This window comes from Corynebacterium glyciniphilum AJ 3170, from assembly GCF_000626675.1.
In the GTDB taxonomy this organism is placed as follows: domain Bacteria; phylum Actinomycetota; class Actinomycetes; order Mycobacteriales; family Mycobacteriaceae; genus Corynebacterium; species Corynebacterium glyciniphilum.
The window spans coordinates 3,246,657-3,270,257 of record NZ_CP006842.1 but is presented as its reverse complement, the minus strand read 5'-3'; the positions used below and the strand labels follow the sequence as shown (position 1 = coordinate 3,270,257).

The following is a 23,601-nucleotide window of genomic DNA, read 5'->3' as shown; positions in this document are numbered from 1 at the left end:
GCCGAGACGATAGAGTTCGTTAGAGTTCTTTGCAGAAAGCAATACGATGAACGCTACGCACACAGTAATGAGGGATACCTGATGGACATCAGCGCCGCGATGGCACAGTTCTACGACGACAAGGGCGAGATCGCGATCCCGGATCAGCTCTCGCTCTCCGCCATGTGCGAGATGCTGTACTCGATGGCACAGATGGAGGGGGCGGTGGACACCCCGCTGATCACCTTCCACGATTTCAGCGGCAGCGCCGAAGGCGAGACGGTCACCTGGACCCGCGCCGAGGTCAACACCCGCATCAAGGCGGTGTGTGTTCGGCTCCAGCAGGTCACCGAGCGCGGTGACCGGGTCGCCATCCTCGCCAACAACAGCCCCGAGTACCTCTTCGGATTCATGGGCGCCCTGTACGCCGGCACCGTCCCGGTGCCGCTGTACGACCCCACGGAACCGGGCCATGCCGACCACCTGTCCGCCGTCCTGGGGTCCTCCACCCCTACGGTGGTGCTGACGAACAAGACGTCCGCAGGGCATGTCCGTAGCCACTTCGCCTCCCTCCCCTCCGCCGAACGCCCCCGCGTGCTCACGATCGACGCACTGCCGGACTCGCTTGCCGAGGAATGGCAGAACCCGATGATGGCGATGATGGAGAACCCGGAGCTGGCGCCGAAATCGAGCGACCCGGCGTTCCTGCAGTACACCTCCGGTTCGACCCGTACACCCGCCGGTGTGGTGCTGACGCACCGCAGCATCGTGACCAACGTGCTGCAGGTCTTCCAGGCAGGGCAGCTCCAGATGCCGATGCGACTGGTGAACTGGCTTCCTCTGCACCATGACATGGGCATTATCCTGTCTGCTTTCGTGTTGATCCTGGGGATTCCGCAGGACCTCATGGCCCCACGTGACTTCATCCAGGACCCGGGACGCTGGATCGGCCAGCTCGGTGACCACGGCGACGATCTCAACGTGTACACCGCCGTGCCGAACTTCGCCCTGGAGCTCGCCTCCCGGTACGCCGACCCGGCGAAGCGGTCCGATCTCGCCGACGTCGACCTCAGCCACGTCGAGGGCATCATCAACGGTGCAGAAGCCGTCAGCCTGCAGTCCGTGGACCGGTTCTGTGACGTCTTCGAGCCGTACGGCTTCCGTCGTTCCACGATGCGCCCGTCCTACGGCCTGGCCGAGGCAACCGTTTTCGTTACCACCCCGCAGACCGAGGAGCGTCCGAAGCTGCGGGTCTTCGACCGCGAGAAGCTCGCCGAGGGGCAGGCCGTGGAGGTGTCTGCGGATGCCGAGAACGCCGTGCCGATCATGAGTGTCGGTGAGCCCGGCCCCTCACTGTTCATGCCGATCGTCGACCCCTCCACCGGTGAGGAACTCGCCGAGGGAACCGTCGGCGAGGTGTGGCTCAACGGCGGCAACATCGCCGCCGGTTACCTCGACCGCGAGGACGACACCACCGAAGCCTTCCGCAACTCCCTGCCCGCCGACAAGCGGCTGTCCCAGGGGTCCGCCGCTGAGGGAGCCCCGGAGGACAACTGGCTGCGCACCGGCGACCTGGCCGTCGTGGTCGACGGTCAGCTCTACATCACCGGCCGGATCAAGGACCTCGTGGTCGTCGCGGGCCGCAACCACTACCCCCAGGACATCGAGGCCACCGCCGCGGACGCCACCGGGGGCCACGTCCTGCCGGGCGTGCTCGCCGCGTTCGCGGTCAACGGCGATCTCATCGAGAATGCCGCCGGCGGTGACTCGGGTTCTGAGCAGTTGGTGATCGTCGCCGAGCGTGACCCGGAGGCATCCGCCGACGGCGACGCTGAGGCCGTCTCGGCCATCCGGTCGGCCGTCACCACCACCCACGGCGTCCAGCCAGCCGACATCCGCATCGTCGACGAGGGTACGATTCCCCGGTCATCGGCCAACAAGATCGCCCGTCGCGTCTGCGCCAAGGCCTATCTCGACGGTCGGTTCGCCCGGTAGTGGACTAGAGTGGGCGACGTCCTTTTTGTAGCGTGGCGGCGGCCACCGTCGATATCACGTTGACGGTGGCCGTCGCGCCCGTTCTGGTCACCTCTCCTCTTCTGCCCGTCATGAAATAAGGATGATCTTCTCCGAAATGTCTGAAACGTCTGGAACGTCTGAAACTCCCGGGAACGAGAACACCCGTGCCGCTGAACCGGCGCCCACCACGGCCGCCGGTATGCGTGGCTGGTTGCGCGACTGGGTGCAGTCCACGACCGGGCTGGACGCTGCCGACATCACCGACGACAGGCCCATGGAGGAGTTCGGACTGTCCAGTCGCGATGTGGTGGTGCTTTCCGGGGAACTGGAACGGCTCACCGGCGTCTCCCTCGACGCCACCGTGGCCTACGAGTACAACACCATCGCCGCACTCGCCGGCTTCGTCCTCGCCGGCGGAACGCGCGCTGCCCGGGGTGTTGCCGGTGGCCGCCGCACACAGCGGCAGGACGGTGCCCGAGGTGGCGGATTGAACCCGGAGGATCGCCAGATCGCCGTGGTCGGCATGGCGGGCCGTTATCCGGGTGCGGACAATGTCGACGCCATGTGGCGCATGTTCGAGCAGGGCCGTAGCGGCGTCGGGGAACTGCCGGAGGGGCGCTGGAGCGAGTACGGCGACGACCCGGAGATGTCCCGGCGGATGGCTGAGGCCATCCTCACCGGCGGCTACATCGACGACATTGCCTCCTTCGACGCTGAATTCTTCGGATTGTCGCCGGTCGAGGCCGCGAACATGGATCCGCAGCAGCGCATCCTGTTGTCGCTGACCTGGGAGGCGTTGGAGGACGCGGGCATCCCGGCGAACAGTCTGCGCGGCAGCGATGTGGGCGTTTTCATGGGTACCACGAACAACGACTATGGCATGCTCATCAGCGCGGATCCGACTGAAGCGCACCCGTACGCGTTGACCGGGAACTCAAGCGCGATCGTCGCCAACCGCATCTCCTACGCCTTCGACTTCCGCGGCCCGTCGGTCGCGATGGACACGGCCTGCTCATCGTCGCTGGTGGCGATTCATCAGGCGGTGCGGGCACTGCGGGACGGCGATGCCTCGGTTGCGGTCACCGGCGGGGTGAACCTGCTGGCGAGCCCGTTCGCCACAATCGCCTTCTCGGAACTCGGTGTCCTGAGCCCGACCGGGGGAATCCGGGCTTTCTCGGATGACGCCGACGGCATCGTCCGCTCCGACGGCGCCGGAGTTGTCATCCTCAAGCGCCTCTCGGACGCCCGCCGCGACGGCGACGACGTGCTCGCCGTCATCGCGGGCTCGGCAGTCAACCAGGACGGGCGGTCCAACGGGCTGACCGCTCCGAACCCGGAAGCACAGGCCGCCGTCCTGGACGCCGCCTACGCTGATGCCGACATCGACCCGTCCCGGGTGGACTACGTCGAGGCGCACGGCACCGGCACCATCCTCGGTGATCCGATCGAGGCGGGGGCACTGGGGCAGGTGCTCGGCGCCGACCGTGACGTGGCGTCGCCACTGCTCCTCGGCTCGGCGAAGACGAACTTCGGACACACTGAGGCTGCCGCCGGTGTCGCCGGTGTCATCAAGGTGGTGTCGGCGATGCGTCGCGGTGTGCTGCCCCCGACCGTCAACTTCACCGGCCCGAACCCCTACATCGACTTCGACCGTGAACGGCTCGAAGTCGTCGAGGACCCGCGTGAGTGGCCCGAATACTCCGGTGCGCCGGTCGCGGGTGTCTCCGGATTCGGCTTCGGCGGCACCAACGCCCATGTCGTCCTCGTCGCACCCGAGGGCGCGGCACCGGCGGAGGACGCTGCGGCGCCCCTCCCGGACGTGATCGACTGGGCAGGGGTCCAGGAGAGCACCGACGAGGCCGGTGCAGGCCGTCCGCTGCCGCGACTGATTCCGGTGTCCGGGCTGCTGCCCTCCCGTCGTCGGACGGCTGCGGCAGACCTGGCCTCCTGGCTGGAGGGCAGGTCAGGCAATGCCGTGCTCGCCGGTACCGCCGTGGTTCAGGGGGACCGCAACCACGGTCGCTCCCGCGGGGTGGTGCTGGCACACGATACCGCTGAGGCTGTCGCCGGGTTGGGCCGACTGGCCGAGGGCAAGAAGGGCGCCGGCATCTCCGTCGCCGACAGCCCGGAACGTGAGGGTGCGGTCTGGGTCTACTCCGGCTTCGGCTCACAGCACCGCAAGATGGGCAAAGAGCTCTATGCCCTGTCCCCCCAGTTCGCCGCCCGACTCGACGAGATCGACCAGGTCGTGCAGCGCGAGTCCGGCTTCTCCGTGGTCGAGATGATCCTCGACGACGCCCAGAACTTCGGTACCGAGACCGCGCAGGTCGGTATCACCGCCATCCAGATCGCCCTGACAGACCTGATGACCGGTCTCGGGCTGCGCCCTGCGGCAATCGTCGGCCAGTCCATGGGGGAGATCGCCGGTGCCTACGCCGCCGGTGGATTGTCCATGGAGGACGCTGCCACGGTCGCATGCCACCGCGCTCGGCTCATGGGTGAAGGCGAGACGCTGCTGCCGGAGGACAAGCAGGGGGCCATGGCGGTCGTGGAACTCGGTGTCGAGGATCTGGTGGAGTTCCAGAAAGAGCACCCGCAGTTCGCCGCTGTGGAGCCCGCCGTTTACGCCGCGCCGGGCATGACCACCGTCGGTGGGCCGGCCCAGCCCGTCGCCGACCTCGTCGACCACCTGGACGGTCAGGGCAAGTTCGCCCGCATGCTCAAGGTGAAGGGCGCCGGGCACACCAGCATGCTTGACCCCATCCTCGGTGAACTTCACGCCGAGATCAGCGGCATCACGCCCCGCCCGATTCACACCCCGGTGTACAGCAGCGTCGACCGTGGCGTGGTGTACCACCCGGGTGCCGTCCTGCACGACGCCGACTACTTCCTGCGCTGCACCCGCTACTCGGTGTGGCTGTCGGACGCCACGGGCCTGCTCTTCGACGAGGGATTCCGCACATTCGTGGAGTTCTCGCCGAATCCCGTAGCACTTATGCCGATGATGAACACCGCCTTCGCCCACAACGCCGGCGAATCGAGCCTGATGTTCCTGCTCAAGCGCAAGGAACCGAGCATCGACACACTTCTGGCTACGGTGGGTGAACTCTACGTGCGCGGTGCAGACGTCGACTTCCGGCGTCTCAACTCCGTGGACGGTGACCCCGCACAGCGCGGCCGTGCCGTCGTCGACATTCCGGGTGTGCACTGGAACCTGCAGCGTTACTGGACCGCGGCACGTCCCGGCGGTGGGTCGGTCCGCGGCATCCCGGGCCGCCGTGTCGCGCTGCCGGACGGACGGACCGCGTTCGCGGTCGCCGCAGCAGAAGTGCCCAGCGTCGATGCCGTCGCCGAGGCCGCCGCGCGTGCGGTGGTCCCGGACGCCGTGACCGCCGCCGTGGAGACCTACGGAACCCTGCCGACCGACGGCGAGGTGACCACCCTGGTCACCCGCACACTCGGCGGATTGAGTGTGCACGTTTACGCGATGGACGGCGCTGACGGTACAGGCGGAGCCGGCGAGTCCCGTCTGGCGGGCGAAGCCTTCGCCGCCTCGCCCACCACCGGTGTCGCCGCCGCGGCCTCTCGCGCCGTGCAGGAGGCACAGGACGGGCAGGCCGCGGGTAACCCAGTGCGCCCGACTGGGGCGCCCGGGCCGTCGTCGGGCAGGAACTCCCTGCCGGCCGTGGATACCGATGCTGAGCGCTGGAGCCCGGAATCCGGTGAGAGCGTCGCCGATCGTCTGCGCAGCATCGTCTCCGAATCAATGGGGTACGACATCGACGATCTGCCCGGGGAACTACCTCTGATCGACCTCGGCCTGGACTCCCTGATGGGCATGCGTATCAAGAACCGGGTCGAGTACGATTTCGCCCTGCCTCCACTGAACGTGCAGGCACTGCGGGACGGGTCCGTCGACGAAGTCATCGCTCTCGTCGAGCAGATGGTCCACGAGAACGCGACAGAGGCGCCCGCAGCCCGCTCCGCAGAGCGCACCGGGAACGGTGAGGGCGTCGGGGTGGCCCCCCGTGACGCCTCCGAGCGCATGGTCTTCGGTACCTGGGCGTCGCTCACGGGCGCAGCCCCAGCCGGAGTGACCAGCACCCTGGCGGCGATCGACGGTGAGACCGCCGCAGCGATCGCCGCGCGGTTGAGCGAGCGCTCCGGCGCAGACATCACCGCCGAGCAGGTCAGCGCGGCGCAGAGCCTGGAACCGTTGGCCAACCTGGTCCGCGATGTCTTCGAGACATCCGTGGAGGGCAACATCCGCGTCCTGCGCGCCCGTCCCGAGGGCTCGGAGAGCCCGGCCGTCTTCGTGTTCCACCCCGCCGGAGGGTCCAGCGTGGTCTACGAGCCCCTGACCCGCAGGCTGCCCGTGGACGTCCCCGTCTACGGTGTCGAGCGTCTGGAAGGTTCACTCGACGAGCGGGCCGACGCCTACGTCGCCGACATCACCGCGCTGGCGGAGGGCCGGCCTGTCGTACTCGGCGGCTGGAGTTTCGGAGGTGCCCTGGCGTTCGAGGTCGCACACCGTCTGGAGAAGGCCGGTGACGTGAAGGTCGGGCATCTCGAACTGCTCGACCTGGTCCGGCCGGCGAACCCGGCACCGGACACGACCGAGGAGATGCACGCCCGTTGGGACCGGTACTCCGCTTTCGCCAAGAAGACCTACGGTATCGACATGCCGGTGCCGCATGACCTGCTCGAGAACCAGGGTGAGGAAGCTCTCATCGGGATGATGAGCATGTTCCTGCAGAACACCGACGCCTCCTCGCACGGCCTCGCGGCCGGGGTGCTGGAGCATCAGCGGGCCAGCTTCGTCGACACCCGCATCCTCAACACGCTGGACTTCGAGCGGTGGGCCGAGGTGACCGCCCCGGTGACCCTGTACAAGTCTGAGGGCATGCACGAGGGCGCGATCGAACTGGAGCCGTCCTTCGCCGATATCCCGGCCGACGGTGGCTGGGACGGTGTCGTCGACGACCTCGAGCTCGTCCAGCTCGCCGGTGACCACCTCGCCGTGCCCGACGAACCCTCGATCGGCATTGTCGGGGCACGGATCACCGAGCACCTGCGCGACATCTCCGAGCGGAACTGAGTGCGATAGCGTGGAACCTATGACAGGAACACCGGAACACCCGTGGTTCGGCGACGAGACCGTCGCCGCGGAACGCACCGCACCGGGAACAGGAAGGTCCACCGCCGAGAAGCTGGAGGACCTGCACTCCCGGCTGGAGGAGGCCCAGGATCCGGGCAGCGAACGCGCACGGCAGAAGCGCGACGAGGCGGGGGGGACGACACCGCGCCAGCGTATCGACGCGCTGCTGGACGAGGGGTCGTTCACCGAGATCGGAGCTCTCGGACGCACCCCGGGAGTCCCGGAGGCCCCCTACGGTGACGGTGTCGTGACAGGCTACGGTCGGGTCGACGGACGTCCTGTCGCCGTCTACGCCCACGACAAGACCGTGTACGGCGGGTCGGTGGGCGAGACGTTCGGCAAGAAGGTCTGTGAGGTCATGGACATGGCCACCCGGATCGGCTGCCCCGTCATCGGCATCAACGACTCCGGTGGCGCGCGTATCCAGGATGCGGTGATGTCCCTGGCGATGTACTCGGAGCTCTCCCGGCGTCAGCTTCCGCTGTCGGGGCAGTCGCCCCAGATCTCGATCCTGCTGGGTAACTGCGCCGGCGGGGCCGTGTACGCCCCGGCGACCACCGACTTCCTGGTGGCTGTGGAGGACCAGACGACGATGTTCGTCACCGGACCGCAGATCATCGAGTCGGTCACCGGCGAGAAGATCAGCATGCAGGATCTCGGCGGCGCCCGCGTCCAGGCCGCCAACGGAAACATCAGCTACGTCGGCAGCGACGAGGACGATGCGTTCAGCTACGTCCGCGAGCTTCTTGCACACCTGCCGAGCAGCGCCTTCGAGGCGACCCCGTACACCCCCGCGCCGCCGGACACCCTCAACGACCGGGACACTGAACTCGTCGACATCATTCCGGATGACCCGAATTCCGGTTACGACATGATGGACGTCCTGACCAGGATCTTCGATGATGAGGACGTGCTGGAGGTTCAGCCGGATTACGGCCAGAACGTGATCACCGCCTTCGCCCGCATCGACGGGCGGTCCGTCGGCGTGGTCGCCAACCAGCCGATGTCGCTGGCGGGATGCCTCGACGCCGAGGCCGCCGACAAGGCCTCCCGGTTCATCCGGATCTGCGACGCCTACAACATCCCGCTGGTGTTCGTCGTGGATACTCCCGGCTATCTGCCGGGCGCGGAGCAGGAGAAGCTCGGTCTGATCCACCGCGGCGCCCGGTTGGGTTTCGCCATGGTGGAGGCGACGGTGCCCAAGATGACTGTGGTGGTGCGGAAGGCGTTCGGTGGTGGATATGCGGTGATGGGGTCGAAGAACCTCGGCGCCGACGTGAACCTGGCCTGGCCGACCGCCCAGATCGCCGTGATGGGTGCTGAGGGCGCCGCAGTGATGATCCAGGGGCGTCAGCTCGCGGCGTTGCCGGAGGAGCAGCGTCCGGCGGCGAAGAAGATGTTCATGGACTTCTACAACGCCAACATGACCAGCCCGTATGTTGCCGCGGAGCGCGGTTACGTCGACGAGATCATCGATCCGTCGCAGACGAGGCTGCGGCTGCGTCAGTCGCTGCGGTTGCTGCGGGACAAGCAGGTTCTGGAGCCGGAGAAGAAGCACACCATCATGCCGATGTGACCGCGGTACCCGGCTCGTGCCCGGGACATGAGAACGGCCCCGGACAGGAATCTGTCCGGGGCCGTTCTCGGCTTCAGGCGTGAGGGTCAGTTCTCGTGCCAGGGGCCGATGTCCTTGTGCGGGAAGTCCATGTGGTCGGCCATCACATGGTAGGTCTCCAGGTTCACGTCCAGGACACGGGTTTCCGCGGACAGGAGGTCGGGCAGGCCCAGCCCGATCTTCGACAGTTCCGCGGCGATGTCGTCGGGGGCCCAGTCGGCGTTGATCGTGATCGGGATCATGGTGTCGACGCCGAGCAGCTCCAAGGTCATCGTCAGCTCCTGGACGAAGATGTGGAAGTTACCGGTGAGGGTGCTTGTAGCACCCTTGGTGTCATCCAGCAGGTCGGGGCCCAGCGAGTTCGGGAACTGCACCCGCAGGTTTTCCATGATGGCCTGGTCTGCGTCGATGCGGATCGCCTTCTTCGGGCCCTGCATCGTGTCGATGGTGACGTAGGACAACTTCATCCCAGGGGTCATCTTCGCCGTGTCGGTCTTGATGGTGAAGGTGCCACCGAAGGGGGGCCGCATATTCGCCACCGGTTCCGGCGGGGCCACGTTCAACCCTGGGATCTCCACCCCCAGTGATTCCAGGGAGTTGTCCAGGCCGTCCTGCAGCTGATTGCCGTCGGGGAGACGGAACGGCGGGAGGTTCAGATCGGGAGCTTCGGGCAGGTTAGGCAGCTCGGGCAGGTTGGGGAGACGGGGGCTGTTGTCCGCACCGTTCTGCCCGCCGTCGGTGTCTCCGGTGCCGTCATCGCCATTGTTCCCGTTGCCCTGTCCCGGGATCTGGAGGTCCGGGAGCTGGATATCGGGCAGTCCGGGGATCTGTGCGCGGGCATCGGGTGTCTGAATGCCGATGCCCACGGTCACTGCTGCAAGGACGGCGACGACAGACTTGGCGGTTCCGGCTCCGTGCGCGGACTTCTTGTGAGCTTTTTCTGCTTTCCGCGCCTTCTTGGCCTCCTTCTTCTCGGCTTTCTCCGCCTTCGCGTCCTGGCGGGACTGGGGGTCCCATGCGAGGGCAAGGGCGCCGCCGATCAGGCCGAGGATCAGACCGATGCCGAAACCGCCGAAGTTGGACTGCCAGAGAGCCAGAATGGACAGGATGATCGCCGCGACACCGGCGAGGATCCGTCCTTCGCCGCGGAACCAGCACATCAGCCCACAGGTGATCAACAGGATGCCGATGACCGCTGTGGAGACCCCACCCATGGTGGAGATCTGAATCTGGATATTGGACACGGAGAATGACAGGTAGGCCGGCGCCATGATCACGATGCCGGCCAGCATCATCAGCAGTCCGGCACCGAAGGGACGCCCTTTGCGCCAGCGGCTGAACCGCCGGTTCTGTTTCTCGAGCTTCTCTGAACGGGAATCCGCCGCAGCGTCGGTCTCGGCGCCGGTGGCGTCGCTCTCCTCGACGGCATCGATGGACCGGGTGGTCTCGGTGACGTCCTCGGCGCCGTCGGCCCCGTTCACGCCCGAGGGCGTGGTGGAGTCGTCAGGCATCAGCACTCAGCCTCGTCGACGGAGACAACTCCCACCTTGGCTCCGGCAGCAGTCAACTTGTCCGCCGCGATAGAGCTGGCCTTGATGACCTGGTCCCAACCGTTGAGACTATCGGCGTGCAGGCCCCACGAGCCGGCGGGAGCCTCATCGTCGAGCTGGCTCGCGTCGACACCGATCTGGGCATTGTTCAGGGTCAGGCCACCGACGAGGCCGGGGGCACCGAGCACCAGGTGCTCGGCGGTGGTGTTCTCACCGGGCACGAGCATCTGGAAGCGCTTCTCGCCCAGGCCGGGGAGGTTCAACGGTGCGGTCATGCACATGTCGGAGATCGTCGCGTCAGCGAAGATCAGCCGGGCGACGCCGGTGTCGCCGTCATGCTGGCTGTCGGTACCACCGAAAATCGAGACATCGGTGGCATCGAGGTTGCTGACCTCCTGGTTGAAGATCGTGTTGGACAGGGCCAGGTTGGCGGACAAACCGCCCTGGGCCATGGCCACGCCGACACCGGCCGTGGCCAGGAGTCCGACTGCCATGACCCCGGCGAACCGCTTTCCCTTGATATGTCCCATGTTCGTTCCTCCGTAGGTGAGGGACGCTGTCTGCGGAACCCTCGGTTAGTAAATATGAAGCCGACTTCGGATCATCGTATCGCTGTCGTACTTGTTTCTGTGAAGAATTCGTAAATTGTAGTGTGCTGCATCACGATCGTCCAGTCTTGCTGGTGCTGAGCAGGCATAATACCAGGGCGGATATCTGTAGCGCCGCGAGTGTCAGGATCAGTGCGACCCATCCGATCTGGAAGAAGTATCCGGACAGCCAGCCGATCACCGACGAACCCAGGTAGTAGCTCATCACGTAGGTCGACGACGCTTCTGCGCGGTCCCGGTCGGCGATCTGTCCGACCAACGTCGACGCAGTCGAGTGGACGGCGAAGAAGCTGGCGGTGAATACGAGCACGCCGACCACCGTGACCACGAGGTTCGGTACGAGAGCGAGGAGGAGTCCTGCGGTAGTCAGGGCGACACCGGTGACCAGGACCCGCGCCGCCCCGTACTTGGCGACGAGTGCTCCGGCACGGGCGGAGGACCAGGTGCCGGAAAGGTAGAGGATGAACACCGCCCCGGCCACGGCCTCGGGGAGGCCGAACTGTCCGGTCAGGCGGAATCCCAGGTAGTTGTACAGCGAGACAAAGACGCCCATCATCAGAAACGGGAGGATGAACAGGGCGACGAGACGTCGGTCGTTCCAGTGCCGTCGGAATGCGTCGAGTTCATGGCGCAGAGTGATCTTCTTCGGCACGAAATTCCGCTGCGGTGGCAGCGCCCACGCACACACCACGCCGAGGAGGAAGGCGACGGCTCCGCCCGCCAGGACGGCACCCCGCCAGTCGGTGAACTCCAACACGCTGGACGGCACAAGACGTCCCAGTAGACCGCCCAGCGTGGTTCCGGCGATGTAGAGGCCCATTACACGCCCCAGATGCTCCTGGCGGATCTCTTCGGAGAGGAAGCTCATCATCACTGCAGGCACCCCGGCGACGGCGATGCCCTGCAGTGCGCGTAACCCGACCAGTGCGCCGATGCCGGGAGCGGCGGCGAGAAGCAGGCTGAGCGCGGTAGCCATGATGACGGACACCTGAAGTACCCGACGTCGTCCGACCCTCTCGGAAAGGATGCTGACGGGGATGACGGCGACGGCGAGCATGCCGGTGGTCGCGGACACGGTGAGTGCGGCGGTGGTGGGGGAGACCCTCAGCCCGTCATGGATCGCGGGGAGGACGGACTGGGTGAGGTACATGGCATTGAAGCTCGCCAAGCCTGCGGTGGCGGCGGCGATCATGATCCGGCGGTAACCGGCGTCGCCGGGGGAGAGGCCTGCCGGGGGTTCTGCAGGAGTTTCAGGGTCGGTCGCGTCCATGGTCTCTATGGTGGTCACACGACGCTGACGATCATAATGCATTAACATGTCAGTTCTGTCCCGTTTAATGCATATCAGGAGGAGGGGACGTGGCCGGCCCCGTGGAACTCGACTGGTTCCTGGATCTCGTGGAGACCGGGAACATGGTGGACACGGCGGTGGCGACGGGTGTGAGCCAGTCGACGCTGTCGCGGAGACTCGCGGCGCTCGAACGCAGGGTGGGTGCGGAGCTCTTCGACCGCCATGGTCGCCACCTGGTGCTCAACCGGCGGGGCGAGGTGCTTGCCGCGTCGGCCCGGGCCACATGCGCCACGTGGCGGGCCGGGGTGGAGGAGGTGCGGCGTCTGGTCGATCCGGAACGCGGTACCGTTCGCCTCGGTTTCATGCATTCACTGGGGACGTGGCTGGTGCCTGATCTGCTCCGGGAGTTCCGTACGCACCGGCCGACGGTGGATTTCGAGCTGGTGCAGGGAGCCGCGCTCGACCTGGTGGACCAGGTGACCGCGGGCACGGTCGATCTGGCGATCGTCGGCCCGTGTCCCACCAGCCAGGTTGCGTCCGGCCAGGTGGGATGGGAGGAACTGGCGGAACAACGTCTCGGTCTTGCCGTGGCGTCCGGGCACCGGTGGGCAGGACGGACGACGATCGATCTCGCCGAGGCGGCGGATGAGCCGTTCGTGGCGATGCTGGAGGGCTACGGGACGAGGCTCTTGCTCGACACACTAGCCGCGGACAGCGGTTTTCGTCCGCGACTGGTCTTCGAGTCCATGGAGTTGACCACGGTGGCGGGCCTGGTGACTGCCGGCCTCGGTGTCGCACTCCTTCCGCTGGGGGATCCGAACCTGCAGATGGCAGGCATGTCGGTCATTCCTCTGGATACAGACCGTGTGCGTGAACTCGGTATCGTCTGGTCCACGCCGACAGCCGGGGCAGGGACGGACCTGGTGGCACCGGTCGACGGATTCCTGGAGTTCGTCAGGACGTGGGCTGCCGCCGGGTGACGAAGGAGGCGACGGCGCGCCAGCCGATCAGCAGGATACCCAGGAAAATCAGCGATGTCAGGACGAACCCCCACGCCACCGAGACATTCACGATGCTGCGCACCACGATACCGACGAACCAGGTGATAATCAGGATTCCCAGCCCCGTTCCCGGTGCCGGACGGACGACCCCGGTCATCAGGAGAGCCCAGGCGACCGCCAATCCGAGGAGGAAAGGCCAGGCTGTTCCCAGCCACCCCAGGACGCTGAAGCCGTCGGTGTTGTGGAAGAGCTTGCCCAGCAGGGCGAACAGCAGGACGGCGATGGCGTCGATGGCCAGTGCCATCGACGTTGCGGTACCGGCAGTGGCGGAGAGCGGACCGGTGGGTCCGGACGTCGCATCGGGGGAGTTCGTCATGACGCCTATTCTAGGTCGTTGTCGTGATGTACCGCTGCCGCTCCCGGATCCGTCCCCGTGGACAACACACATGAGGGTAGAGTCAGCTCCCTCTTAGTTCCCTCTCGGCACAGCAGCCGGAGGAGCGGCCATAGCGTGGCGGACATGTCCACCACTGAGCGCCTGTGCCGACCCTGGATGTCCCCGTTACCCGTTTTGTTTACGGGCTTCGCCGTCTTCTCCCTGGTTCTCGCCATGGAGACGACACAGCAGCCACACCGGGTATGGGGCGTCTGCGCCGTGGTCACCTATGCGACGGCAGCAGTCGTGACGCTCGCGAGCCAACGCACCCGGGCCGGTGGACGTCTGCACCCGCACCTGCTGTGGTCGGTTGTCGCAGGGGCCCTCATGCTGCCCACCATTCTTCTGACAGCGACGGGGCAACTGGAAGTCCGGGTGGTCGCTGAGTCAGCGCGACGCCTGCTCGACGAGGGAACGCCGTATGCCGTGTCCCCGACGGACGTCGGGGACTATAACCCCTACTCACCGATGATGGCGGTCATCGGACTGCCGCGAGCATGGTGGGGCGACGGAATGCTCACCGATCCGCGGTTGTGGTGCGCCGCTGTCCTCGTGGCGTGTCTGGTGTGTGCCCGGCGGTTGGTCGGGAGGCCTCGCACAACAGGTCATCGTCTTCTCCTGGTGGCGGCCGGATCGCCACTGGTGGCAGTGACAGTGGCGAGCAGCGGGGTTGATCTTCCGGTGACCGGTGCGGTGATTCTGGCGCTGGCGGCGGCTGTTAGCGGGCGGCACGGGGTGGCGGGAACGGCCGTGGGGGTCGCTGTGGCGATGAAATGGACTGCCGCACCGGTTCTGGCCGTCGTGGTCATCGTGCTGTGGCGTCGTTATTCACGGCGGGCGGCGAGCCTCGCCGCCGTCGGTGCAGCAGGGGTGGCAGTGGTGGTGACCTTCTGCGGAACAGGCGCCGACCTCGGGGGATTTGTGCACCACACTCTGGGGTTCCCGCTCGGACGCGGGGTTGTACCGACTCCTGCGGGTGACTCTCTGCTAGGTGGACTGGTCCACGATGTCCCGGCGTTGTCGTGGTTTCCCTACGGTGTTCTTGCGGGCGTGGCAGGCGGGTTGCTGTGGGTGCTGACTACTCAACGACTGGAGATCACCACAGTGGCCACGTGCACGGCGGCAGGTTTTACCGCCCTGTTCCTGCTCGCCCCCACGGCCCGGGAAGGCTATTTTGTTCTGCCGCTCCTCATCGTCGCTGCGGTACACGCATATCGTCCTGCGGGAAAGGCCGTGTGCCTCGGGTGGTTTCTCCGGTGGACGGCAGGACACTCCGGGACTGATCCAACGCCTGATGCGGCAACCGGTCAGTCGACCGTCAGCCACAGTAAGGTCATCCCTCCGGATCAGTCTCCGGCGACTCAGTGAAGTTCCGGGGCTGTGCGTCACGGGCCTGGTGGTCAGGATAGTGGGGGAGACGATCGATGGCGTCGTCCTGCGTGTCTCTGGCGTGCCGTTGCCCCCTCGCTGCGGAGCCGCCGGTGATCTGGCGGACGGTCAAGCCCCTGCCGGAACGCTGCTGCGGCGTATCCGACTTTTCGGCCTCGGCGGCGTTGTTCTCCTCCTCCGGACGGACGAACGTCCAGAGGAACACCAGCCAGCCGACCAGCGTGAGCAGGGCGAAACTGATCATACGGAAGACGATCACGGCGGCCACAGCCTGGCCGGACCCCAGTCCGGCGGTACCCACCAGCATGGTGGTGAGTGTGATGTCGACCGGGCCGAGACCACCCGGAGTGATCTGCGCCTGGCCGATCAACTTCGCCGTGATGAAGGCGAGGACAGCTCCGGCGACGCTGGGTTCTGCGCCGATGGCCAGGATGCAGAGGAAGAGACAGACGATCTCGAGCACCCAGTTGAGCAGTGAGACAGAGACGGCGTAACCGAGCCATTTTGGTGACAGATCCACCGCCCGGAGCTGGTCGGAGAAGCTGTGGATCTGACTGTGGAACCGGTCGAGCGGTTTCTTCCGCTTCCGGTTGAACCAGGTCATGGCGGACAGCAGTCCGGACTGGACCTTGTCCGGGTGACGGGCGACCCAGTTCGCCGCCAGGGTCAGGGCGATGAGGGCGATGAGGGAGGCGGTGAGCGAGAACACGTGCACATTCGCCTGCAGGAAGAACACGGCCCCGAATCCGAGGATCGCCATGCTCGCCCCGGACAGGGCCCCGGAGATCACCAGGTACCAGCTGGCGATCACACCGGTGGCACCCCACTTCATCTGCTCGCGGAAAATCATCGCCGCAGAGATCGCAGGGCCGCCGGGGAACGTGGATGACCATGCGTTGGCCGACAGTCCCAGGGCGTTGGCACTGGTGCGCTTCACCGGGACGCCGGCAGGACGTAACAGGGCGACCATCACCTCAGCCTGCGCCAGCATCGACAGGCCCATCGCTGCCACGGCGGCGAGAATGTACCAGTTGTTGGCCTGCAGCATCGCCGCCCACCCCTCTTCGAGGAAGTGGTAGTGGTCGCGCGCCAGGAAGATGATGGCACCCAGCAGCATGAGCGTGAGTAGTGCCCGGACGCGTGGATCCTTCAACCAGTGAACGATCATGCGCCACCGGTGTCGGAGACGGTTTCTCGAGTGCTCTGCTGCCATGGTGTCCGTCAGCGCTCCCGGTTCCCGGGACGCTGCTCCTCCTGCAGACGACGCATGAGTTCACTGAAGGGGATCGCGTCGTCCGAGGTTGAGTGAGCGCCGTAGGAGTCGGCGTCATGATCCGGCGCGTCGGCTGCCTCGGTCGCGTCGGCCGCGCGGGTCTCGGGGATAGGTGAGCGTGAAACCACCGGACCGTCCACGGGGGAGACCTGCGCGGTGCCTGTCTCTTCCGCTGGTGCACCGACGGTGACGGGCTCGGCCGGGGCAGCGGACTGTGCGGGGGGACCGCTGTCGTGACTGAAGCCCTCGAGCCGCTCGTTGTGGCCGATTCTCTTCGACAGTGCGGTGACCCACTTCGGAGCCCACCAGCAGTCTTCGCGCAACAGGTACATCACGGCCGGGACGAGCAGCATGCGGATCACCGTGGCATCGATGACCAGTGCGGCGATCATGCCGAAGGCGATGTACTTCATCATCACGATGTCGGAGAACGCGAAGGCCCCGGCGACGACGATCATGATCAACGCCGCCGCGGTGATGATGCCACCGGTGGTGGCGGTGCCGAATCTGATGGCCCGCGGTGTCGAGGCCCCGTGAGCCCGGGCCTCGACCATTCTGGACACCAGGAACACCTCGTAGTCCGTCGACAACCCGTAGATGATCGCCACAATGAGGACCAGCACCGGACTCATCAACGGGCCCGGTGAGAAGTTGAACAGGTCCGCACCGACACCGTCGACGAACAGCGCGGTTAAGATACCGAGCGTTGCTCCGGTACCGAGGATGTTCATGATCACCGCCTTGGCAGGCAGGATCACCGAACCGAATACCAGGGACAGCAGGATGAATGTGGCGGCGATGATGTACACCAGCATCCACGGCAGTTTGTCGAAGAGAGCCTCGATCGACTCGACCTCCATCGCCGGGGTGCCGGCGACGAGGACCTCGCCGTCAGCGGTGAGACCGTGACCTATGTCGCGGAGTTCGTTGACGATCCGGTCATTGTCGTCACGGTCGGTGATTCCGGCGGACAGGACGGTCACGCCGTCCTGCGTCGGACGGGAGACCTGGAAGTCCCCGGTCAGGCCCTCAACAGCATTGGCCTTCTGGAAGACCTCGCCCACTGCGGTGTTGTCGCCTTCGATGACCAGCTTCACCGGGTCGGTGCGGAACTCCGGGAAGTTCTCGTCGAAGTGGGCCTGGGCGACACGTGTGGTGTTGTCCGGCGGCAGGTAGGTCTCGTTGATACCGCCGAACTTCACCCCGCTGAGCGGGATGGTCAGCAGGATCAACAGGGCGACGAGGCCCACTGTCATCAGCTTCGCATGCTTCATCGCGAAGGCGGGGACCTTGCCCCACCAGGACTGTACGGTCGCCTCGCGGGTCCGTCCGCGGCGGATGATCGTCCACTTGTCGATCCGGTGGCCCAGCATCGAGAAGATACTCGGCAGCACGGCCACACTGATCAGGGCGGCGAGCCCGACCGCGGAGATCGCGCCGTAGGCCACCGATTTCAGGAAGGCCTGCGGGAACATCAGCAGGCTCGACAGTGCCACCGCCACCATCAGGGCAGAGAACACCACCGTCTTGCCCGCCGAGGCTGTGGTGTTGCGTACCGCCGTGCGGGTGTCATTGCCCTCGGCAAGCTCCTCACGGAAGCGGGAGACCATGAACAAGCCGTAGTCGATCGCCAACCCGAGGCCCAGCAGCGTCACCACCGACTGGGAGAAGGTATTGACCTGGGTGAAGCCGGCCAGGACCGACAGGATGCCCATGGAACCAAGAATCGACAGGATCCCGACGATCAACGGCATGCAGGCGGCGACCACGCTGCCGAAGATGACCAGCAGGAGCAGGGCGACCACCGGAAGACCGATCAGCTCGGCGCGCTGGATGTCGTCGCCCATGCCCGAATCAAGTGCACCGGCGACGGCCGTGGCGCCACCGATCTCGACCGTCGCACCGTCGACGCTGATGTTGTTCAGGTCGTCCTCGATGTCCCGGAAGTTCTTGAGGACCTCGTCCTCGCTGCCGTGCAGGCTGATCGCGGCGAAGGCGGAGGAGCCGTCCTCGGCGAGCATCTGCTCGTGCCCGGTGTCGAAATAGCTCGTCACCCCGGCGACGGCGTCCTGGTGGCCGACCGCGATCGCGTTGAGTTGGCTGGTGACGTTCTCCTGCAGGGCAGGATCGGTCAGGTCGGCGGCACCGTCGGCACTGTTACTGGTGACCAGGACGATCACATCACCGGAGGCGTCACGGCCGAAGGTCTCCTCCTCGATCTGCGCTGCCCGGGTCGAGTCGCTGTGGGGGTCGTCCCAGCCTTCCTGGCTCATCCGGTCGCCCAACTGGGTGCCGATTCCCAGGTAGAGCACGCCGATCAGCACGATGAGGACGGCGGGGATGATCCGACGGAAGCGGAAGGCGATGTCTCCCCATGTCGTGAACACTTAAGAAGGCTCCTTTCAGCGAACCAGCGCGGAGAGAGGCCGGTACGGCTGGAGCCATGCACCGTCGTCCGGCAGGGAGTCGAGGTTGACACGCGGCAGCGGCGCACGGAAGACCCCGGGGATGTCCTCCAGGTCGAGGAAATCCAGAGTCTCATGTTCGACGGCCCAGTGCGCGTGCTCGTGGAAGCCGAGGACGGTCACCGGGATCTCTTCCGCGAGTTCCTCGAGTAGTTCGCGGAAGTTCTGCCCGTCGGCGCTGGCGACTACCAGGCCGTCGAGCACGCCTTCATCACGCCGACGCCGGATGTGGTCGAGCATGTCCGGGTCGACGTCCGAGTCTTCGGTGAGTTTCGGTTTCGCGAAGACGGCGAAACCGACGTTGCGCAGTGCATCGACCCAGCCACGGATCTGTTCGGCCGACCCGGGCGCGACGTTGGTGAACACGGTCGCCTCCGGTGCCGGCACGGCGCCGTCCTGCACGGCGTCGCGGGCGACGTCGATCAGCCAGCGGCCGACGGCGTCGAACCGGGGACGGTGCACGGCGTCCGGGCGTCCCCCCAGCAGGGAACCCAGACCCATGTCGATGTTCGGTGCATCCCAGACCAGCAGATACACCGGAGACTGCTCCGGCTGGCCGCTGTAGGACAGGGATTCGTTGTGCGGGTTCGTGCCGCTCATCGCCGTCTCCAGAGGTACTCGCGGATGGTGTGGTCTTTGTCCAGCCCTTTACCCTCGAACTTTGTGATGATCTGGCGGTCGGTCAGCACCGGGACGGTGCGGTTGCGTTCCGCTTCATCCTCCGGCCAGCCGAGGTACTCCAGGTCGGGTTCCGCCTCAACGAGTTCATCAATCCATTCGGCGTAGTCGGCGTGGTCCGTGGCGACGTGCAGGATCCCGCCGGGACGCAGACGCGAGGCGATGAGGTGCAGCGTACCCGTCTGAATGATCCGACGCTTGTGATGCCGGGCTTTCGGCCACGGGTCGGGGAAGTAGATGCGCACCCCGGCGAGGCTGCCGGGGGCGAAGAGCCGCTGCAGCACCTCGACCCCGTCACCCTTGACCATGCGGACGTTCCCGATCCCCCCGCGGACAACTGCTCCGAGGAGTTTCGCCAACCCGGGACGGTAGATCTCCACCGCGACGATATTGGTGTCCTCTTCCAGCGGCGCCATGGCCGCAGTGGACGTGCCGGTACCGGAACCGACCTCGACGATGGTGTCGTAGCCGGTGCGGTCGAACCAGTCGTCGAGGTCGATCGGGTCGGTCAGGTCGTCCGTGAGCTCAATACCCAGTGACGGCCAGTTGTCCTCCCAGAGGTTCTCCTGGTTGCCGGTGAGGGTACCGCGTCGGAAACTGAAGCTACCCAGTCGCGGATAGTCGCGTCCGTCGTTAAACTCGGTCTGCAGGGGGCGGCCGCGGCCACCCGAACGCGGTGCTGGGGGATTATCGGGAATAGACATCCCTCACATTGTGGCAGAACACAGCGGTACAGGGAACTAGGGGGAAGTGTGACGGTCATTTCTGTGATCGGTCCGGATGCGCGGGCCGTCGAGCAGGTTACGGCAGGTGTCAGGACGGCAGCCGGACGCCCGGGGCGTCGGTTCACCGCCGGTGCCGGGCCCGGTGAGGCCGACGGTGTCGTCGCCGTCGTCACCTCGGCGGTGGTCACGGCCGACGACATGGAGGTTGTTCGCGCTGTCCGGGACACGATGGGTGTGGTGGTCGTGTATACGCAGGACGGGGTGGATGTCGCGGACGAAGCTGGTGTGGTGCACTGCACCTGGGGCGCTGACGGGCATGCCGGTCGACGGTCGTTGGTGGGCCTGGCCGACGTCATCGACGGGATGTGGGTGGACATGGACCGGTGGGAGGCGGATGCCCGCCGTGCCGACGCCGACCGACTCGACCGGGTGCGCATCGCTGTGCGACTCGCGGCGGACCGTATCGCCACGGAGCTGCTCGACCAGGATGCCCCGGGGATTGGCGGCGCCGGTGAGGTCGGTGAGGCCGGTGAGGCTGATGAGTTGGACAGGCTGTTCCGTGCACGGCTGAGCGTTGCTGTCCTGGAGCAGGGCGTGGAGATGCCGCATCTCGCTCCAGTCGGTTCCCGGGACGTGGAGGAGGCGTCCACGGTGCCAGTTGCGGACACACAGCCCCGGGCGACGGTGTCCCGGTCGGTGACCGGAGCTGCCGCGGTGGGCGCCGGTCTTGCCGCAGTCGCGGGTGTGCTGCGTGTGACCGATTCTGTTCTGGTCGCGGCGCTGGCAGGTGTGGTGGTCATGGCCATGACGGCAACCGTGCGGTGGTGGGTCGGGCGTGTGGCACGTAGGGAGCAGGCGGCGGCGCGCCTGACGGCAACCCTTCGTCGACGTTGGGCGGCGACGGTGACGGACGTCGTCGCGCGTATTACCGTTCCGACGGTGGCCGGACGGCTGCCCCGAGGTGCGTCATGACCGGGTGGGACGAGATCGGGCTGCCCGGGGCGGCAGGGGTGGATCCGGTGGTAGTCGGGGGAGAGGGGCCGGGCCCGATTGAGTTCGGGTTGCTCCTGGACCTGGGGGACGAGACGTTCGGGCTACCGGCGGCCCATGTTCTGCCAGGGGAGGAGTCGGTCACTTTGGCCGATGACACCGGGATGACCATCTGCGCCGACACGGACGGGGACGGTCGCGTGGACACCTTGTCGGTGGTCACCTTCGACGGTGGATGGTCGTCGTGGCGTCGTCAGGCCTGTATGGACGGCGCGGCGGGAGGAACAGAGATGGCTACAGATGTGTCTTCTATCACAGCGGAGAGTGTCGGTACGGGGGAGTGTATGCTCGGCGAGGAACCGCGGGAACAGGGTAAACGCACCGATGAACTGGGACGACAAGACGACGGGGTGGCTGACGTCCCCCCGTCTACCCCCGGAAACGGACGTGGATCGTGGGACGCGCGCGGGTGGGAATGTGTGGACAGGGGGAACTGGGGTTAGTCTTGTGAGACGCAGAAGACCTCATCAACTCTCAGAACAGTTCTGAAACACATCTCGTCAGGAGTTTTCATGACCATCCCCGGGCTCGTCGGCCAGCCACCCACCCAGCACGAGGAACTCCTCGCCTGGATTACCGAGGCAGTCGAACTTTTTCAGCCGGAGAACGTGGTCTTCGTTGACGGGTCGCGCGAGGAGTGGGACCGCCTGACCGGCGAACTCGTTGAGGCAGGCACGCTGACCAAGCTCAACGAGGAGAAGCGTCCGAACAGCTTCCTCGCCCGCTCGAACCCGGCGGACGTCGCCCGCGTCGAGTCCCGTACCTTCATCTGCTCCGAGAAGCAGGAAGGCGCCGGCCCCACCAACAACTGGGCGCCGCCGGCGGCGATGAAGGAGGAGATGACCGAGCACTTCGCCGGTTCGATGCGGGGGCGCACCATGTACGTCGTGCCGTTCTGCATGGGCCCGATCAGCGACCCGGAGCCGAAGCTGGGCGTCCAGCTCACCGACTCCGCTTATGTCGTACTCTCCATGGGTGTCATGACCCGCATGGGCCAGGAAGCCCTCGACAAGCTCGGCACGGACGGTGCCTTCGTCCGCTGCCTGCACTCCGTCGGCGCACCCCTGGCTCCCGGTGAGCAGGACGTGCCGTGGCCCTGCAACGACACCAAGTACATCACCCAGTTCCCGGACACCAAGGAGATCTGGTCCTTCGGTTCCGGTTACGGCGGAAACGCCATCCTCGCCAAGAAGTGCTACGCCCTGCGCATCGCCTCGGTCATGGCCAAGGAAGAGGGCTGGCTCGCCGAGCACATGCTGATCCTCAAGCTGACCAGCCCGGAGGGCAAGGACTACCACATCCTCGGCGCTTTCCCGTCCGCCTGCGGCAAGACCAACCTGGCCATGATCACCCCGACCGTCCCGGGCTGGAAGGCGCAGGTCGTCGGGGACGACATTGCCTGGCTGAAGTTCGGTGAGGACGGCCACCTCTACGCCGTGAACCCGGAGAACGGTTTCTTCGGCGTCGCGCCGGGCACCAGCTACGGCTCCAACCCGATCGCCATGGAGACCATGGAGGCCGGGAACACCCTGTTCACCAACGTTGCGCTCACTGACGACGGTGACATCTGGTGGGAGGGCATCGGCGGCGAGACACCGGAGCACCTCATCGACTGGAAGGGCAACGACTGGACGCCTGACTCCGACGAGAAGGCTGCCCACCCCAACTCCCGCTACTGCGTGCCGCTGGCCCAGTGCCCGGTCGCTGCACCGGAGTTCGACGACTGGAAGGGCGTCAAGGTCGACGCCATCCTCTTCGGCGGTCGCCGTGCGGACACCGTCCCGCTGGTCTCCCAGACCTACGACTGGGAGCACGCCACCATGGTCGGTGCGCTGATGGCCTCCGGTCAGACCGCCGCTCAGGAAGGGGCCGTCGGCACCTTGCGTCACGACCCGATGGCGATGCTGCCCTTCATCGGCTACAACGCCGGTGAGTACCTGCAGCACTGGATCGACATGGGCAAGCGCGGCGGCGACAAGATGCCGGACGTCTTCCTGGTCAACTGGTTCCGCCGTGGCGACGACGGCCGCTTCCTGTGGCCCGGGTTCGGTGAGAACAGCCGCGTGCTCAAGTGGATCGTGGAGCGCATCGAGGGCAAGGTGGGCGCGGACGAGACGGTGGTCGGCCACACCGCCCGCTACGAGGACCTCGACCTGGACGGTGTCACCGAGCCGGAGGAGGACATCCGTACCGCGCTGACCGCACCGCCGGAGCAGTGGGCCAGCGACATCGAGGACAACGACGAGTACCTCACCTTCCTCGGCCCCAAGGTGCCTGAGGAGGTCTGGGAGCAGTTCCGCGCCCTGAAGCAGCGCGTCTCGGACGCCAAGGCCGCCAAGGCCTGATTCTGCTGCGTTTTCCTCGCTG

16 protein-coding genes are annotated in these 23,601 nt (G+C 66.2%); 8 read left to right on the top strand and 8 right to left on the bottom strand.

Annotated features, from left to right (window positions below):
* Positions 1-81: 81 nt before the first annotated feature.
* The 3 genes from CGLY_RS15210 to CGLY_RS15200 all read left to right on the top strand — a co-directional run bounded on the left by CGLY_RS15210 (position 82) and on the right by CGLY_RS15200 (position 8,729).
* Positions 82-1,974 carry a FadD32-like long-chain-fatty-acid--AMP ligase gene (locus tag CGLY_RS15210; RefSeq protein WP_038550467.1) on the top strand — a complete coding sequence of 631 codons (1,893 nt, stop codon included), beginning with the start codon at positions 82-84 and terminating at the stop codon, positions 1,972-1,974.
* A 220-nt stretch (positions 1,975-2,194) separates the two neighbouring features.
* Complete coding sequence (gene pks13 / locus CGLY_RS15205) at positions 2,195-7,093, top strand: polyketide synthase Pks13 (protein WP_038553489.1); 4,899 nt, start codon at positions 2,195-2,197, stop codon at positions 7,091-7,093.
* Between the two features lie 19 nt (positions 7,094-7,112).
* Positions 7,113-8,729: an acyl-CoA carboxylase subunit beta gene (locus CGLY_RS15200; RefSeq protein WP_038550466.1), complete on the top strand. Its 1,617-nt coding sequence runs from the start codon at positions 7,113-7,115 to the stop codon at positions 8,727-8,729.
* Positions 8,730-8,815: 86 nt separating this feature from the next.
* Here the strand turns inward: CGLY_RS15200 and CGLY_RS15195 are convergent, their stop codons facing one another.
* The 3 genes from CGLY_RS15195 to CGLY_RS15185 all read right to left on the bottom strand — a co-directional run bounded on the left by CGLY_RS15195 (position 8,816) and on the right by CGLY_RS15185 (position 12,214).
* The gene (locus tag CGLY_RS15195; protein WP_227590306.1) at positions 8,816-10,279 is read right to left on the bottom strand and encodes a DUF6114 domain-containing protein; all 1,464 of its coding nucleotides are present in this window, start codon (positions 10,277-10,279) and stop codon (positions 8,816-8,818) included.
* Positions 10,279-10,848 (bottom strand): DUF6230 family protein, encoded by a 570-nt coding sequence (locus tag CGLY_RS15190; RefSeq protein WP_038550465.1) that lies wholly within the window; start codon positions 10,846-10,848, stop codon positions 10,279-10,281. Before CGLY_RS15190 ends, CGLY_RS15195 begins: the two co-directional genes overlap by 1 nt.
* A gap of 130 nt (positions 10,849-10,978) precedes the next feature.
* Positions 10,979-12,214 carry an MFS transporter gene (locus CGLY_RS15185; protein ID WP_227590305.1) on the bottom strand — a complete coding sequence of 412 codons (1,236 nt, stop codon included), beginning with the start codon at positions 12,212-12,214 and terminating at the stop codon, positions 10,979-10,981.
* Between the two features lie 125 nt (positions 12,215-12,339).
* Between CGLY_RS15185 and CGLY_RS15180 the strand changes: the two genes are divergently transcribed.
* Positions 12,340-13,197 carry a LysR family transcriptional regulator gene (locus tag CGLY_RS15180; protein WP_052541032.1) on the top strand — a complete coding sequence of 286 codons (858 nt, stop codon included), beginning with the start codon at positions 12,340-12,342 and terminating at the stop codon, positions 13,195-13,197.
* Here the strand turns inward: CGLY_RS15180 and CGLY_RS15175 are convergent.
* Positions 13,172-13,594 (bottom strand): DUF3054 domain-containing protein, encoded by a 423-nt coding sequence (locus tag CGLY_RS15175; protein WP_038550464.1) that lies wholly within the window; start codon positions 13,592-13,594, stop codon positions 13,172-13,174. The genes CGLY_RS15180 and CGLY_RS15175 overlap by 26 nt on opposite strands.
* Positions 13,595-13,738: 144 nt before the next feature.
* Between CGLY_RS15175 and CGLY_RS15170 the strand changes: the two genes are divergently transcribed.
* A complete protein-coding gene (locus CGLY_RS15170) occupies positions 13,739-15,022 on the top strand; it encodes a glycosyltransferase 87 family protein (protein ID WP_144313705.1) in 1,284 nt (427 codons plus the stop codon).
* Here CGLY_RS15170 and CGLY_RS15165 read toward each other — a convergent pair.
* From CGLY_RS15165 to trmB, 4 genes are read right to left on the bottom strand one after another with little or no spacing between them, the layout of a single operon-like run.
* Entirely contained in the window at positions 14,988-16,211 is a 1,224-nt protein-coding gene (locus CGLY_RS15165; protein WP_227590304.1) for a lysylphosphatidylglycerol synthase transmembrane domain-containing protein, read from the bottom strand. The two genes, CGLY_RS15170 and CGLY_RS15165, sit on opposite strands and share 35 nt — an antisense overlap.
* 53 nt (positions 16,212-16,264) lie before the next feature.
* Complete coding sequence (locus CGLY_RS15160) at positions 16,265-18,703, bottom strand: MMPL family transporter (protein WP_038550462.1); 2,439 nt, start codon at positions 18,701-18,703, stop codon at positions 16,265-16,267.
* Positions 18,704-18,718: 15 nt separating this feature from the next.
* Entirely contained in the window at positions 18,719-19,381 is a 663-nt protein-coding gene (locus CGLY_RS15155; RefSeq protein ID WP_052540368.1) for an NYN domain-containing protein, read from the bottom strand.
* Positions 19,378-20,163, bottom strand: a complete 786-nt coding sequence (trmB, locus tag CGLY_RS15150) for a tRNA (guanosine(46)-N7)-methyltransferase TrmB (RefSeq protein ID WP_038550461.1) — start codon at positions 20,161-20,163, stop codon at positions 19,378-19,380. Before trmB ends, CGLY_RS15155 begins: the two co-directional genes overlap by 4 nt.
* A gap of 48 nt (positions 20,164-20,211) precedes the next feature.
* Here trmB and CGLY_RS15145 point away from each other — a divergent pair, with 48 nt between their 5' ends.
* The 3 genes from CGLY_RS15145 to CGLY_RS15135 all read left to right on the top strand — a co-directional run bounded on the left by CGLY_RS15145 (position 20,212) and on the right by CGLY_RS15135 (position 23,579).
* Entirely contained in the window at positions 20,212-21,156 is a 945-nt protein-coding gene (locus CGLY_RS15145; RefSeq protein ID WP_052540365.1) for a hypothetical protein, read from the top strand.
* Entirely contained in the window at positions 21,153-21,677 is a 525-nt protein-coding gene (locus tag CGLY_RS17705; protein WP_038550459.1) for a DUF6802 family protein, read from the top strand. The genes CGLY_RS15145 and CGLY_RS17705 overlap by 4 nt, the downstream gene beginning before the upstream one ends.
* Before the next feature lie 69 nt (positions 21,678-21,746).
* Positions 21,747-23,579, top strand: coding sequence for a phosphoenolpyruvate carboxykinase (GTP) (locus tag CGLY_RS15135; RefSeq protein WP_038550458.1), 1,833 nt, complete (start codon positions 21,747-21,749; stop codon positions 23,577-23,579).
* Positions 23,580-23,601 lie beyond the last annotated feature (22 nt).